Origin of the sequence: Pseudomonas sp. 1912-s (assembly GCF_029269205.1) — a bacterium.
GTDB lineage: Bacteria > Pseudomonadota > Gammaproteobacteria > Pseudomonadales > Pseudomonadaceae > Aquipseudomonas.
The window spans coordinates 67,419-82,213 of record NZ_JARIXR010000001.1 but is presented as its reverse complement, the minus strand read 5'-3'; the positions used below and the strand labels follow the sequence as shown (position 1 = coordinate 82,213).

9 protein-coding genes are annotated in these 14,795 nt (G+C 51.9%); all 9 read right to left on the bottom strand.

Annotated features, from left to right (window positions below; genetic code table 11):
* Positions 1 to 203: 203 nt before the first annotated feature.
* Positions 204 to 2,513: a sugar translocase gene (locus P3C29_RS00340; RefSeq protein ID WP_275963674.1), complete on the bottom strand. Its 2,310-nt coding sequence runs from the start codon at positions 2,511 to 2,513 to the stop codon at positions 204 to 206.
* 118 nt (positions 2,514 to 2,631) lie between these two features.
* Complete coding sequence (locus tag P3C29_RS00335) at positions 2,632 to 3,798, bottom strand: glycosyltransferase family 1 protein (protein WP_275963673.1); 1,167 nt, start codon at positions 3,796 to 3,798, stop codon at positions 2,632 to 2,634.
* Between the two features lie 8 nt (positions 3,799 to 3,806).
* Entirely contained in the window at positions 3,807 to 4,763 is a 957-nt protein-coding gene (locus P3C29_RS00330; protein ID WP_275963672.1) for a GDP-mannose 4,6-dehydratase, read from the bottom strand.
* A gap of 94 nt (positions 4,764 to 4,857) precedes the next feature.
* On the bottom strand, positions 4,858 to 5,892 hold the full coding sequence (gmd, locus tag P3C29_RS00325) for a GDP-mannose 4,6-dehydratase (RefSeq protein WP_201122272.1): 1,035 nt from the start codon (positions 5,890 to 5,892) through the stop codon (positions 4,858 to 4,860).
* Between the two features lie 93 nt (positions 5,893 to 5,985).
* Positions 5,986 to 8,466 (bottom strand): glycosyltransferase family 1 protein, encoded by a 2,481-nt coding sequence (locus P3C29_RS00320; protein ID WP_275963671.1) that lies wholly within the window; start codon positions 8,464 to 8,466, stop codon positions 5,986 to 5,988.
* The gene (locus P3C29_RS00315; protein ID WP_275963670.1) at positions 8,466 to 11,021 is read right to left on the bottom strand and encodes a methyltransferase domain-containing protein; all 2,556 of its coding nucleotides are present in this window, start codon (positions 11,019 to 11,021) and stop codon (positions 8,466 to 8,468) included. The genes P3C29_RS00320 and P3C29_RS00315 overlap by 1 nt, the downstream gene beginning before the upstream one ends.
* Entirely contained in the window at positions 11,014 to 12,336 is a 1,323-nt protein-coding gene (locus P3C29_RS00310) for an ABC transporter ATP-binding protein (RefSeq protein WP_275963669.1), read from the bottom strand. The genes P3C29_RS00315 and P3C29_RS00310 overlap by 8 nt, the downstream gene beginning before the upstream one ends.
* Positions 12,333 to 13,127 (bottom strand): ABC transporter permease, encoded by a 795-nt coding sequence (locus P3C29_RS00305; RefSeq protein WP_201122262.1) that lies wholly within the window; start codon positions 13,125 to 13,127, stop codon positions 12,333 to 12,335. Before P3C29_RS00305 ends, P3C29_RS00310 begins: the two co-directional genes overlap by 4 nt.
* A 128-nt stretch (positions 13,128 to 13,255) precedes the next feature.
* Positions 13,256 to 14,698, bottom strand: coding sequence for a mannose-1-phosphate guanylyltransferase/mannose-6-phosphate isomerase (locus tag P3C29_RS00300; RefSeq protein ID WP_275963668.1), 1,443 nt, complete (start codon positions 14,696 to 14,698; stop codon positions 13,256 to 13,258).
* Between the last annotated feature and the right edge of the window lie 97 nt (positions 14,699 to 14,795).

The window sequence follows — 14,795 nt, the reverse complement described above, 5'->3', positions numbered from 1 at the left end:
ATTCAGTACCACGACGCCCCCTATCGCCAGTGCCAATTTACCTAACCGTCGTACAGAGCGCCTCCATTCAGGACCTCAACCAGCTCCCGGGCGACCTTGGCAACGCACCTTGACGCCCTGGATAGCTGCACTTGGCTAACCTGTTTAGACACAGAACTGATTCAACAGTTCTGTGTAGTAATCATCTCGGAGCAACGGTTCGTTCAGTAATCAATTCGCAACGACGTAAACCCAATGCCCAATTTTCGCCCATCACCACTTACACCGAGCTCTTGAGGAGAAACAGGGTTGGGTGGCAGGAACGAAATGCGATCAGCGGTATGACCGCCCAGGTCGACCTGCAAGTGGACCTCAGTGCTATCAGCGTTAAGGGTCACCTCGTACTTGTGGTCGCCCACCAGTACCTTGATGGGCTGATTTGCATTAGAGGCAAATGCACGGGCCACCAAAACCAACGTGAACTTATCAGGCAGGGGCGCCCTGAAATCCAACCGCAAACTGTCGGACACATTCTTGTCAGACCAACGCCCCCACGGTTCATTACCGGAAAATCCTTTGGCGTTTCGCACAAACTCAGGCCAGCCCTCACGAGCGAAGTCTATCCCTTCATGCAAGCTGGCCGTGTACCGCGTCCCCAACTTATCGGCATAGTAACCCGACTTTTCCATTATCTGCGCAGGACTCAATCCAACCAGATCATCGCTTACCGAAGACTTCAAATCAAAGAACACAATATTCCCGTCAGCACTTGATATAGACGGGCCGGCACCCAATAGAGCAGTAAACTCCTGAATCAAAGCCTGTCCATTATCCTCGTAACCACGACGATCCAGGTAGATGCCGTTGAACCCCAGACGCTGGATGACACCCAGTTGCTTTTCTGCAGACTCTTTGGAAAGAGAGCGGTAAAACAAGTCACCGTCCCGCCCTTTCATTCCTCCAAAACTCCAGTGGAGAGCCTTGGATTGCAGTACACCTGCAGCCAACTGATAGCCATTAAGATGATACAACGGCGGCGTTTCTGGAAACCCTATGTACGGAAGTTGGTAAACGGCAGCACCGGCAGGAAGCCTCGACTCAATCGCTTGAACAAAATCTCTATCACTCTGGTATGCACTTTTCACATCAGCTGTACAAGAAGCGCAGGCCGGTACTGTCTGATCATAAAGCCCGACGATCAGCAATAACACAGCGGCCGCAGCCGGATAGGACTTGACCTTGGAAAGGTGTTTTTTCATCAAGATTTGAAGCGCAATAAAAAAAATCAATATCGCGCCAAATCCGACAAATACGCTGATCCGGTTCCAGGCCCTGATTGACGAAGAAATAAAGGTAGAAAAAATAGCTCCCAGACCACCCACCGTACCCAGCATAAACAGCACAAAGACAATGGCAACCAAAAAACTCAGCCGGCGGTCTATCTCTTTACCCGCGAGGGACAATAACAACACACAGAACGCAACCAATAAACCAACGGCCCCAATGACACCCAGGGTGGACGTCGTATTTTCATTTATCAATGGAAAGGATGAATTATACGACTTGGTAACGTTGCCTAACCGTGACACCCGGTGATCGGCTCGCGGCAATACCAGCTGCATAAGTTTGAACCCATAGAGCTCAGACTCCGCCGATGAGCGCTGCGCCACCTCAGGATTGACGCCAGCGTGCCGCGTGTAAATCAGATTGGGGGCAATATTAATAAATACGCCAGCAACCAATACCGAAACAATCAGTAGCGCACGCGCAACGATACTCATCCGCCCAGTCCGGGCCCATCCAAGTATGCCGCCCAGCAAGACTACAACTACGCCGAATAAAGCGTAGTACACGCCAAAAGACGCCAACATCAGCAGGCCAACGACCAATGCTCCCGTCTTTAGCCTAAAAAAATCTTTAGCCGGTTTCTTTTTGGTATCTACTGAAGCGCTAAACAGCATGAAAGAAATATAGAAAAAAATCGGAACCACGAAATACCATGTGTAAAAAAGATGATTAATCCTCAACATATGAAATGGCAAAAATATAAACAACAGGGCGCCGACAAAGGAAAACGAACGAAACAATCCGAACGCCCGCCCCACAACATATGACGCGATAAATCCGGCGGGAAAGCTTAACAAAAAGAACAAACTCGCCGCTTTAAAACTACTGCCAGAAAAGATTGCCAATATTTTAAGCAATAAGTGATTCGCAAAATCCGAACCAGGATAATCCAGGAAATTCGACCCAAACGGATAACCACTTCGAGCACCTTCAAAAACCCATCCCTCATAGTCGCGCTGCGCCATCCATGCGTGAGAAAGGCTATCACCTGAATACCGGTAAGGAGCCGACAAATCAGGCCACCAGCCGCCGGAAAAGCCACTCGTCAAAATACTTGCCAAAAAGAACGCGAATAACGAGCCGGCCAATATTAACGCCCAATCATCTCTCACTATTTTACGCAACGATATAAGCGGCTGCCCCGAATCAAATACAGGCTTCTGTTGGAGGATGGTGCTTGAGGTCACTGTTTAATGTTCCTTACCGGACTAATCATAATTAATGTGCGCCTAAGTACAAACCCTCTAGCCGCTGCACACACTTACCACTGCATCATTGTCAACGTGCATCTATCACGGGTCCACCTTATGGTTGAATCTCTGCATACACCCGTACGGTTTCTCGCGCGCAGCGAGCCCATGAGAAATGGCGAGCACGGACCATGCCAAGCCCAGCCATATGTGCACTCAACTTCGAGTCCTCAACCAATTCCGAAATAGCCAATGCCAGTGCTTCGCTATCCTCGACCTCAAAGAGCTTGCACGCCCCTTCAGCGAATTCAGCCATAGAGGTACCAGTACCACAGATCACCGGGACGCCACTGGCCATGGCCTCAAGCACCGGCAAACCAAACCCCTCGTAGACGGAGGGGTAGACAAACGTCGCGGCTCCCGCATAAATGAAGGGTAGGTCCTGGGCACTTACGAACTGCAGAAACTTCACTTCGCCCTTGGCCCGTAATGCCTCGATGCGCCCCATCAGCTCAGCATTACGCCAACCAGGTGCCCCAGCGATCACCAAAGGCCATGCGCGGCGAATGGCCGGCGTCAATTGTTCCCAGGCGTCCAGCAGTACGGAAATCCCCTTCCGGGGTTCGATGGTACCGACAAACGCAAGGTAACTGCCATGGACCAAACCATACTTGACCAACACTGCTTTGGTGGCTTCTGCCGAACGCGGTATAAATCGAGCGTCCGCTCCCAAATAAATGGCCCTGACCTTATCACTGGGCAGGCTGAACTGTTCAATCAGTTCGGTGCGTACCACTTCTGAGTCCGTGATCACAAAGTCCGCTCTCTCCAGGGTCCGAGGCAATTGGCGACTTAGCCACGCTACCCGTTCCGCGGGGTGAAACTGCGGGTGGTGAACGAACGAAAGATCATGCACCGTCGTCACGCTAGGTCCGTCATGAGGCTTCAGGATGAAATTGGGTTCGTGATAAACGAAATCCTGGCGAGATCGACTTCCTTGCTTGAATCGCACATCCGACCAAGCCGACCTCATGCGGTAAGCCATTGGCATAGCCCGTATGACCTTACGCAACTGCACATTCAATTGGCTGCCCGAGCGCCCATGGGAAGACGACGCCGACGGACGATCTCCCCCTGCAAGAACATCCCTTATCGGTGAAAATCTGTTCCCGTCAAAACAATCAACGGCATCAACGTCGGGCAATGCCTGGAACTCACGCAACAGGTTGAGGGTGTAATTACCAATGCCGGTCAACGGGGGACGTAACGACTCAGTTCCCATCAACACCCTCACTGTTCGGCTACCACGCGCACGCGCCAGTCTGCCAACAATGAAGCCAGCGTTTCTTTCAACGAAATCTTCGGCTGCCAGTTCAGGACATCACGGATACGATCACAGTTACCGACAGCAAACGGTATGTCCGAAGGTCGCAAACGTTGCGGGTCGAGCTCAACGGTAATACTGGCACTGCTCTGGCTAATCAGCTCATCAAGAATGCTGCGAATCTTGCGTGCATTACCGGAAGCGATATTAAAAAGCCGTGGATGGTCTTGTGTCTCGCTCAACGCCAATAATTGCAAGTAGGCTGCACACACATCGCGTACGTCGAGGAAATCCCGGCACGCTTCAAGATTGCCCACTTGCATGATCGGCGCCTGCTTTCCGCTCTCGATCAACGCGATTTGCCTGGCAAAAGACGCTGTGACGAAATCGGGAGATTGACCGAGCCCGATGTGGTTGAACGGGCGAGCGATTACGCCACGGATGCCTTGCTTGAAATACTGCTCAAACGCCAATTCCGCAGCCAATTTACTCGCCGCATAGGGATTCATAGGCAAACAAGGGCTGTCTTCATCCAGCGCAACACCCGCCTTGAAGGCTTCACCGTAGACTTCCGAAGAACTGGCGAATACAACGAAAGCATCAGGTGCTTGCTGTTTGATTGCTTCCAGCAGATTCAAACTGCCCAGGACGTTGGTATTCCACGTCAGCAAAGGGTCGCGAAAGCTGGTCGGCACATGTGAAATAGCTGCCAGATGAACGATGTGGCTTGGCTTGATGCGCCCGAGGGTCTCGGCGCACGCGTCAGCATCCCGAATATCCAACAGAACCTGTTCCACGCCTGTACGCGGTGACAGATTGGGGGACGTGCAAGCACAGCTCACCCGATAACCAGCCGCAAGTAATTGTTCCTGCAGCACCTTACCGACAAAGCCATTGGCTCCGGTCAATAGAACATGTTTCACGGCTATTCACCTTTGGCCTGAACAACATGAGTAGGACGAGCGGGCCGATAAACTGGCCCGCCCGCTCGGGGCGCCAAAAAGCGCCCTGTCGGCCTTAGAACGAAAAGCCTTTTTCATTGCGGCGCAAGTCCGCCTCAACCATCATCCGGCACAGCTCTTCCAGATTGGTTTTAGGCTCCCAGCCCAGCACTTTCTTGGCTTTTGCAGGATCGCCAATCAACAGCTCCACTTCGGCTGGGCGGTAGAACTTCGGATTGACCTGCACAACGGTCTTGCCGCTGGCTGCATCGATCGCGTGCTCCTGGTCGCCCTGGCCTTTCCAGTCGAGGTTGATATCTACTGCCTTGAATGCAAGCGATACGAAGTCGCGTACGGTTTCAGTACGGTTGGTAGCCAGCACGAAGGTATCCGGCTCATCGGCCTGCAGCATGCGCCACATACCTTCAACGTACTCCTTGGCAAAACCCCAATCGCGCTTGGCATCCATGTTGCCCAGCTCCAGGACGTCCAGCTTGCCCTGGGTAATCTTGGCCACCGAGTCGGTAATCTTGCGGGTCACAAACTCACGGCCACGCAGCGGGGACTCATGATTGAACAGGATGCCGCTCGCACCGAAGATACCGTAAGACTCGCGGTAGTTGATGGTCATCCAGTGTGCATACAGTTTGGCCACACCATACGGGCTGCGCGGGTAGAAAGAGGTCGTTTCGATCTGGGGGATCGCTTGTACCTTGCCAAACATTTCTGAGGTAGATGCCTGGTAGAAACGGACCTTCGGGTTAACGATACGGATCGCTTCCAACAGGTTGACTGCGCCCAGGCCGGTGATCTCAGCGGTGGTCACCGGCTGATCGAAGGACACACCGACAAAGCTCTGCGCGGCCAGGTTGTAGACCTCAGTCGCCTCAGTGGTTTGCAGCAAGCGAATACTGGAGGACAGGTCGGTCAGGTCATATTCGACCAGGTGCAGGTTAGGGTGCTGGGTGACACCCAACTCGTCCATACGCCAGAAATTGACCGAGCTGGTACGGCGATAGGTGCCATAGACCACGTAGCCTTTTTCCAGCAACAGCTGAGCAAGGTAGGCACCGTCCTGGCCGGTAATGCCGGTAATAATTGCTTTTTTCACGTGTAACTCCCTGAGCAAGCTGTCTTTAATCTAGATTTTTTTTGACCATCATAAGGTCGCTGGGTTATTCATGCAGAGCGGTTAGCGGGACCGTTAAAATATGGCTCGCTTCAGTTGCTGAGCGCTTTGCTGCCAAGTCAACCAAGGCATTTTCACCGATTGCGGATGCTCTTCCACATTGAACAATCGAAGCCACTGCCTTACTGAAGTGGCCAGATCTTGAGGCGCTAATCCGCTGAAATAAAATGCGCAATTTCCCGCAACTTCACGAAAAACAGGAATATCACGAATAATCATGGGTAAATGATACTGCGCAGCTTCGATTAACGGCAGGCCGAACCCTTCTCCCTCAGACGCAGCGATCAGGCATGTAGATGAAGCGTAAACTTTTTCCAAATACTCATCACTAATCCCTTCCAGCCAAAAAAGCCTGACATTACGCGCAGGATGTCGCTCAAGCGCCTCGATAAGTCTATCAACCAGCCATCCTCTCTTGCCCACGATAACGAGGTTAACGTCCACACCCTCTGCCCACAGCAACTCAAAAGCAGCAAGCGCCTGGGCGTGACCTTTACGCGGTTCTATTGTGCTTACCATTAAAAAACTGGGGCGCTCTTGCAACTTGGCGAGAACATCTCGTGCACTGGAAGGCAGACCAACAGACGGCAAGCTACTTTGTATATCGGCTCCCAGGTGGAAGCTTTTTATCTGCGGGCCGCCATCAGCACGAATCAAGGAAGCAGTAGCCACCCACTCTTCAAGTTCATTAGCAACTGCCCCCGATATACATACCAGACCGCTGGCAACCATTACTATTTTAGAAAGCCAATTCTTGAAAAGCTCAGGATTTGGCGCATGCCAACATTCGGGCCGCTGCACAAGAAGTAAATCATAGACGATAAAATTCAGTTCAACTCCGAGTCGCTTCATCTCGACATGAACAGGATAGAGTTCATCCGCCAGATGCATATTTAGATCCAGCGACAGATAAATATCGCCTTGCGCATAATCAATTAACGCATCGACACTATTTTCAGCACCCGAAAACATCCTGGCAACAAAATCGTCCGCGTAATAATAACTTCCACCGTCAAAGTAAACAGGCCTAACGCTTACCAAGTCTGGAGGCGAGGCCAATAGCTCCTGGAGCAAGCTACGAACCACCCGTTGTATACCCGACTTGGCGTCGCTATGGACAATACTGGAAACATCCAACAATAACTGACGATTTTCTTTGCCCAAGAAATTGAAAGCAATACTCTTTGAAACTCTGACAAGCTCTTCATCAGTAGGGTTACATTCCGCTACACGCATCAGGTCATTAAATAGCTTCGCCTGCGAATATTCGTACGGCGTAAATTCACTCTTATTTTGCATGGTTTCAATAGCTGCAATTGCCTTGCGAGCAGAGTCGTCCCAAGAGAATTTAGCGCACTGAGTCGACGCTTGAGCTACCAGCCGGGCCCGGAATTTTTCATCCTCCAGGGCCTCGGTCATTTTCTGAGATATCGCGGCCACTGAGAATGGATCGAACAGGGCCTCCTCTAGGCCAATCACTTCAGGTACGCTGCTGCAATTCGACCCGATGACCGGTGCTCCACATGCCATCGCCTCCAAAACAGGAAGGCCAAAACCCTCATGTGTAGACGGAAAAACAAACAGAGTCGTAAGAGAATAGAGAGCAATCAGATCTTCGTCTTCGACATAACCGGTCAACACTAATTCGTTAGCTTTAAAACCAAACCTTCTCTCCAGATCATGCAACTCCAGCCGCTGCTGATCATGCAATTTACTTGCAATTACAATTTGATACTGTTCACGAAGCTCAGGTTTGAGTTTGCTATAGGCTTCGAGCAGACGAGAAAAATTCTTCCTTGGATCGAACCCCCCTGGCGCGAATAAAATAAAACGCTTCTCTATTCCTAATCGGAGAAGCAAGTCAGTATCGCGTCCTTGAGAAAAAATCCGAGGGCAAAACTGACTGCCAATAGCCGCCGAAATATTAGCCACATTATTCGGCGAAAACTCCAGATGTTCGACGGCCTCTTCACGGGACGAGTTGGAGATCGCCAGGAGAACATCAGACTTCTTCAACCAATTAACTTTTCGAAAATAGTAATCTTGAAGCGCCTGCGTTGGCAGGTAGACATCCTTATTAAGTAACGGAATCAAGTCATACAAAACAACAGCAGTTTTATATCGCTTCTCAATTGCCCCAATTGATGTGACTGCGCCAGCCCACGGCCCCTCAAAAATGCTACTGATCAAAACAACATCAGGCTCCAAAGAAGAAAGAAACTCCTCCCTTATCATCTCGGATGCACGCGCCATCCAGGGGGACGGATTCAAGTCACAAGGCACATCAAACACGCGAATTCGATCATTCGATACCAAACCAAAGAACGCCGCGCGGATATCCAAAATGCTGTCCGGCATCCTCGAATTCAAAGCAATCCAAATCTCATGGGTGCCTGCATTTTTGGCAATAGCTAATGCCAGAGAAAGAGAATATCGACCAATACCTCGAAAACGGCTCTCGGACTGCGCACCTTGAAGATCAATAACTATACGCATCAGTTGGTACCCTTAAACTCAAAAGCTTCTTTCAAATCAGAGTACACACGAGATGCCCTTGGACTTAAAACAACAGCGCCTGCCTGATCATAATTTATAGATGAAACTGGAGCATCTTCAAAAGCCGGCCCTGACTCATTCGCCTGACCAACCGTTAAAAGTCCACGATGTATCGCGAACTGTTTAAGACGGGCCAAAATACGCGGGGACGAACTGATCGTCCGTTTCAGGCGCGTGTAAAGCGCTGGACGGCGCAATACAAAACGCAACGCCCCCATTAATATGGGACGCACCGCGGCCTTTAACGCACGGACAGGCAACATGACTAACCACGCCGCCGCGCGCGCGCACAGCCGTAGAGGCCCGGTTATTTTCCATGAGGTGCTTTTCAGCAATGCAGTCGCCTGTTCCTCATGCGCTGCTGCCTTCAACCACCAGTGATGTGTGTGAGCCAGCGCCGCATCCAAACGCTGCGTAACATCGTGGAGTTGTGCCTCCAATTCCTGCACACGTGCGACATTCAAACCCAGCTCATCACTTAACGTTCGACTGTGATTTTCAGCAACCACAAGTTGCTCGGTCAACGCCGCAATTTGCGCCCCCAAATGCTTGGGATGACCTTCAAGGTACTCTACTTGCGCATGGGCGCCGATAGCATCTGCCTGCAGTAAGCTACGGTCAGTTTCCAGCTTGCGAGCGCGCTGCTCAAGCCCTTGTACTTCACTTTCCAGCTCGATTCGACGCCGCTGTTCAATTTCGAATTGAAGATTGGTTTGTTGGTGCCCCTTATAGAGCTCCAACAACTCACTGGTCGCTTGCCTGGCCTGATCGCGCAATACGTCATTCAGTGACTCTGCCGCTACACGCTTGAGCTCTGCCTGGGTCGCGCGATTGATGCTTTCACGTAAGGCGACCTCAGTCTCATGGCTACGGCGCTCAGCTGACTGAATTCTAAACCCGGCTTCCTGAATCTGTAGACGCAGTTGCTCGGCCACGGCCTCACTGTAAACCGCACGCCGCTCAAAACCATTCATACCGCCCTGTGCATCAAGCGCGATACCGGCTACTTGCTCCAAGCGGTTTCGCACGCTATCAAGTTGCGCTTCCATTTCGTAACTATTCCCTGAAAATTTTCCATCCAAATTTCGTATGTAACCGCTGTGCTGCTCTATCGCCTCTTCAATCGCCTGCATCCAGAGGTCTTCTGTTCGCTCTGCACCACCATCAACCGGGTCTTCACCCAGCTCGTTAAGGTGATCAAGCATCAGCCTGAAGCTCCATTGCTGAACCGGTAAGGCCCACAACCCGGATGCCCAGCTACGGAAAGGCTGCGGCAAGTTAAATGGCGCAATGGTAATTTGTCGGATGGGGGACGGATCGGTCACGTGTCCCGTGGCCAACTCATGGGCGAACACCATAAAGGCGAGGTAGATGTTATTCGGCCATACACAGTCCTTAAAGTCCTGTGAAATGGCGCCATAATCGATAACCCGCGCCCCCGAGTCCGGCGTAACGATGACATTCCACGATCTGAAGTCACTATGATACAAGCCAAACGACTCCAGCTTGGCCAGCTGCTCCAACACGTCTCGAAGAATTGCTTTTCGATCAAGCAAGGGTTCTTTCAACACGTCCAACAACAAATCGCCGTGAAACCTGTGCATCACAACCCAAGCGTCAGTTTCACTTTCTGAAATAGCAACAGGTTCGGCAAGCGGATAATCAGGTGGGGCGCTGGTCAAAAATACCTTTTCACGATGAAACTCCATGCGGTTGTGGTCCGCACGAGAGCCGACAAATCGGTAATGCTTGATGACTTCTTGCGGGCCGAAAAAGTAACGCCGTGTTCCCTCGTGCGTATTCTTCGCCAACGCATGGGAATCGCTGCGCCATGCATCGAAGGTGCCGGCCTTATCTGCGACAACCCAGTATCCGTTGCTCGCAAAATACAGGGGCCGCTGCACCTCGGTGAGGTGCGTCTGGCAACGAGCCATCTCACGCACAAAGCTAACCGACTCCAGCAGGACCATGGGATCTTCCGGCTGCGACGCAGCCCAATAGAGATTCCCTTCCTGCAGCGCGATTTCCAGAATCATGGCACCGCACATGCCGGCAGTACGCTGAAAAAGGCGTTTGACTTCATCAATGCCGCGTTCGTGAATCACATGATGAAAAACACTCAGCCCCAACACCAAGTCATACTGCCCAGGCTCCAACCGGTCAATAAAGTCTTCGACACGACCGACTTCAAATACCGCGTCCAGTTGTGGATTTTCTTCCGAAAGCGCAGTACACAACGCGACGTTCTTATCAAGAAAGTCGACCCCACGAACCTTCGCACCACGACTGGCAAGATTCAGGCTGAAATACCCTTGGGCGCACCCCAAATCCAGCACGTTAAGCGGGCGACCGAGAAGCGCCTGAAGCGCGTCATGGATGCCCACGATAACGTCAAGGCGATCAGCACACGGACGCGAAGCATGATCTGAAAAATCAGAATGGCCAAAGATGGGTTGGTATACCTCTGGCAAGTCCGCTACCAATTGCTCAATCATGCGCTACGACCTCGGCTTCCGAAGGGTCCTGATACTCGATATTGAAGGTGGCCTGCATATCCGAGAGCCCCCAGAACTGGACGACCCTGCTTATTTTCAGCATGACCGAATCATAACGCCGGTCTAATGGCAGCAAATCCCCCATCAACGGGTTGCCCGACGAAATACCAAATGAGACCAAATGATCTCCAGCGTTCAAATTCAACGGGAGTGAGAACCTGAACATTCTGATATCGCCGGCCCTCACCGAGATAGCAGATTGACCGCGACTTGAAACAAAGGAGTTCGTGCCATACAGGAAGACACCATCCAGCGTTTTTATCAAAAAGCCAGGCACGACACTTTCAAAATCGGCATCGAACCTGACCTTGAAGTAAAAATCACCATTTGAGTTACTCTCGATCCGTGAGGGGAAGCGCTCACCATCGACAATGACCAGATAATCCAGAATCGCAGCGCCACCGTGGCCCCACCGATATTCAGCGGGGTTGTAACCTGCGCGAGTGGCAAAAACATCGTTGGTGTTCAAGAAGTCTTCTGAAACAAGGCCCGGACTTGCGACTTCCGTTTCATGACCTGCACCTTTCTTCTTGCCAAAAAGCTCATCGAGATAGCGATTGGTAACCTCCCGGGAAGGGCCATCGAACGCAACACGACCGTTCTTGAGCAGAATGGCCCTTTCGCAATGCCGAACAATATCATCAGCACTATGGGACACCAGAATCAGGGTCATCCCCTCTTCCCGATATTGCTTGATTCGCTTGAAGCACTTGGCTTGAAAATAGCTATCGCCGACCGAAAGGGCCTCATCGACGATTAACAAATCAGGTCGAAACGCGGTGGACACCGCAAAAGCGACCCGCATTTGCATACCGCTGGAATAGGTTCGCACAGGCTCATCAAAGTACTCGCCGATCTCGGCGAAGGCCTCGATTTCCGGCATCGCCTCAGCGATCTGGGCAACGCTGAAGCCCATCAAGCCGGCAGAGTGAAAGACATTCTGGCGGCCAGTCAACTCAGGAGTGAAACCCATCCCCAACTCCAGGATGGCGGCAATGCGACCATTCACCTGCACGCTGCCTTCGCTGGGCTGCAGAGTACCCGTAATCATTTTAAGCAACGTCGACTTGCCGGCACCATTTTGGCCCACAATCCCGATCGACTCGCCGGGACGGATCGAAAAACTTACATCTTTCATTACCCAATGTTCTTCACTGGGTTTTATCGGCAAGCCAAACCAGCGACCGATACGTTGAAACTCCGAGGCGTAGACTCTGTAGGCTTTGCCCAGATGACTGACACTTAACAGGTTCATAGCACATCCACCATTTCTGGCGCTGCACGCCTGAACATAATCAAGCCTAACAACATGAGTACAATCGCAATAACCGCCGGCACCAACAGCCCATCGAGATTCGGCGTTCGCGCATGCACCAACGCATCATGATAAGCAGTCACAATCGGGTACATCGGATTGAAACCCATCAGGCCCTTGAATTCCTCGGGGATGATATTGTCGGGATAAACAATCGGCGTAAACCAGAACCAGGCTTGCAGGACTATCGGTACGACCTGGCCGGTATCGCGAACAAATACATTCAACACCCCTAACACCAGGCCAATGCCCACTGCCAGCGCCGTAATAACAACAGTCAGCGGCACAATCCAGAGAATCTGCAAGCTGACAGACTGACCAAGCAGCGCAAAAACCACCAGCAACGCAACAAATAGCAACCCGTAATTAAGCAAACACGACCCCACCGCAATTACCGGCAAGGTAATTCGCGGAAAGCGCATTTTCTTCATCAAGTTACCCTGATCGATAAACAGCGTCAGGCACCGTCCGATGATTTCAGCGAACAAGCTCCACGCCAGAATGCCCGCCATCAGGTAGAGGGCATACGCATACTTATTATCAATGCCCGGCAACTTCGCAGCCAACACGTTGGACAGCACCAGGGCATAAATCGCAACTTGCGCCAGCGGGTTAATAATCATCCAAAGCCCACCCAGACGACTACGGGCGAAACGGGCTACGAATTCATTGCGAATAGACGACCAGACGAAGCCCCGATAATCCCAAAGACTTCTAAACAACCCCAACATCGCTGACTCCTGAAAAAAAGTCAGGCTGATGCCTGACTTATTGCAACACCTACTGTCACGCTCAATCCCTTCTTGCACAAGGAACCGAAGCGCAAGAAGCGGACCATCGATCAGTTTTGAGACAAGTCTCAGTTAGCGACCCTGCCATAGATATCTTCAAAACGAACAATGTCGTCTTCACCCAGGTAGTCACCGCTTTGTACTTCGATCAACACCAAGTCGATCACACCGGGATTTTCCAGGCGGTGGGTATGCCCTGCAGGAATAAACGTCGACTCGTTGGTATTCAGCAAGAACTCACGGTCATTATTCACCACGCGCGCCATCCCACTGACCACAATCCAGTGCTCACTGCGATGGTGATGCATCTGCAGCGACAACGAACCCTGAGGTTTGACCACAATGCGCTTTATCTTGAAGCGCGTCCCCTCTTCCAGGGTGGTGTAAGCCCCCCACGGACGCTGCACGGTGGTGTGATCAAGGTGGGAGCAATGGCCGTTTTTCTTCAACTGTGCAGTGATCACCTTGATGTCTTGCGCATGGTCCTTGTGGGCAACCAGCAAAGCATCCGGCGTATCGACAATGATCAGGTTTTCAACCCCGACCAACGCGGCCAGGCGACGCTGGCTGCGCACGTAGTTGTTGGTGGAGGCATGAAGGATGGCTTCGCCTTCGATACGGTTGCCTTGCTCGTCCGCTGGCGAGAGTTCACTCATGGCATTCCAGGAGCCAATGTCACTCCAGCCAATATCGCAAGGTATGGTCGCCACTTTGCTGGAGCGTTCCATCAGTGCGAAATCGATGGAAATGTCCGGGACTTTGGCAAAGCTTTCCGGCTCCAGATGCAGGCTGCGATGGCTGTTGCCTTGCATCACACCGGAGCCAGCGAGGCACAGATCTACGGCACTGGCGACGTCCGGTGCACAGAGCGCCATTTCTTCAATAAGCGTGCCCGCCCGGAAACAGAACATCCCGGAGTTCCAGTAATACTCACCGGACGCCAGGTAGTCTTTCGCGGTATCCAAATCTGGTTTTTCGACGAATCGCTTGACCTTGAAGCCCTTGCCTAATGACGCGCCGGTATCTTTTTGAATGTAGCCGTAGCCCGTTTCCGGGTATTCGGGCTTCACACCAAACGTCACCAACCAGCCGTCCCGGGCCAGCTGCGATGCGGACTCGACTGCGGCAGTGAACGCCGCCTGATTGTCGATCAGGTGGTCCGCCGGCAGCACCAGCATGATCGCGTCGGGGCCGTGAGTTCGGGCCACTTCCTGCGCCGCCAATGCAACGGCGGCGGCGGTGTTGCGGCCAAAAGGCTCGAGGACGAAACCCAGGTTGGTGAAATTCGGAGCCGTGGCGCCGTATTCATCCAGGGTTTTGAAATAGAGATCACGGTTTGTGATCGTCAATACTTCAGTTACGTCATTTAACGCCAAGGCACGACTGTATGTTTTTCGAATCAAATTGCCACCATCGGGCAATTCGATAAACGGCTTGGGATGAGCAGTACGTGAAACAGGCCATAGACGGCTGCCAGAACCGCCACAAATAATGACTGGAACGAGTGTCACGCTGTACTCCTTTACTAAATATCACATCATTTATCAGGCCAAAAACTCACCAACACAAATGTCGCGGGCTCGAAGGAGCCGACATAGAGCCTTCCTG

Bases quoted from the DNA above. Each gene is read 5' to 3' on its own strand.
- P3C29_RS00310 (WP_275963669.1), bottom strand. From the start codon at position 12,336: ATGAACCTGTTAAGTGTCAGTCATCTGGGCAAAGCCTACAGAGTCTAC.
- P3C29_RS00315 (WP_275963670.1), bottom strand. From the start codon at position 11,021: ATGATTGAGCAATTGGTAGCGGACTTGCCAGAGGTATACCAACCCATC.
- P3C29_RS00305 (WP_201122262.1), bottom strand. From the start codon at position 13,127: ATGTTGGGGTTGTTTAGAAGTCTTTGGGATTATCGGGGCTTCGTCTGG.
- P3C29_RS00335 (WP_275963673.1), bottom strand. From the start codon at position 3,798: ATGGGAACTGAGTCGTTACGTCCCCCGTTGACCGGCATTGGTAATTAC.
- P3C29_RS00320 (WP_275963671.1), bottom strand. From the start codon at position 8,466: ATGCGTATAGTTATTGATCTTCAAGGTGCGCAGTCCGAGAGCCGTTTT.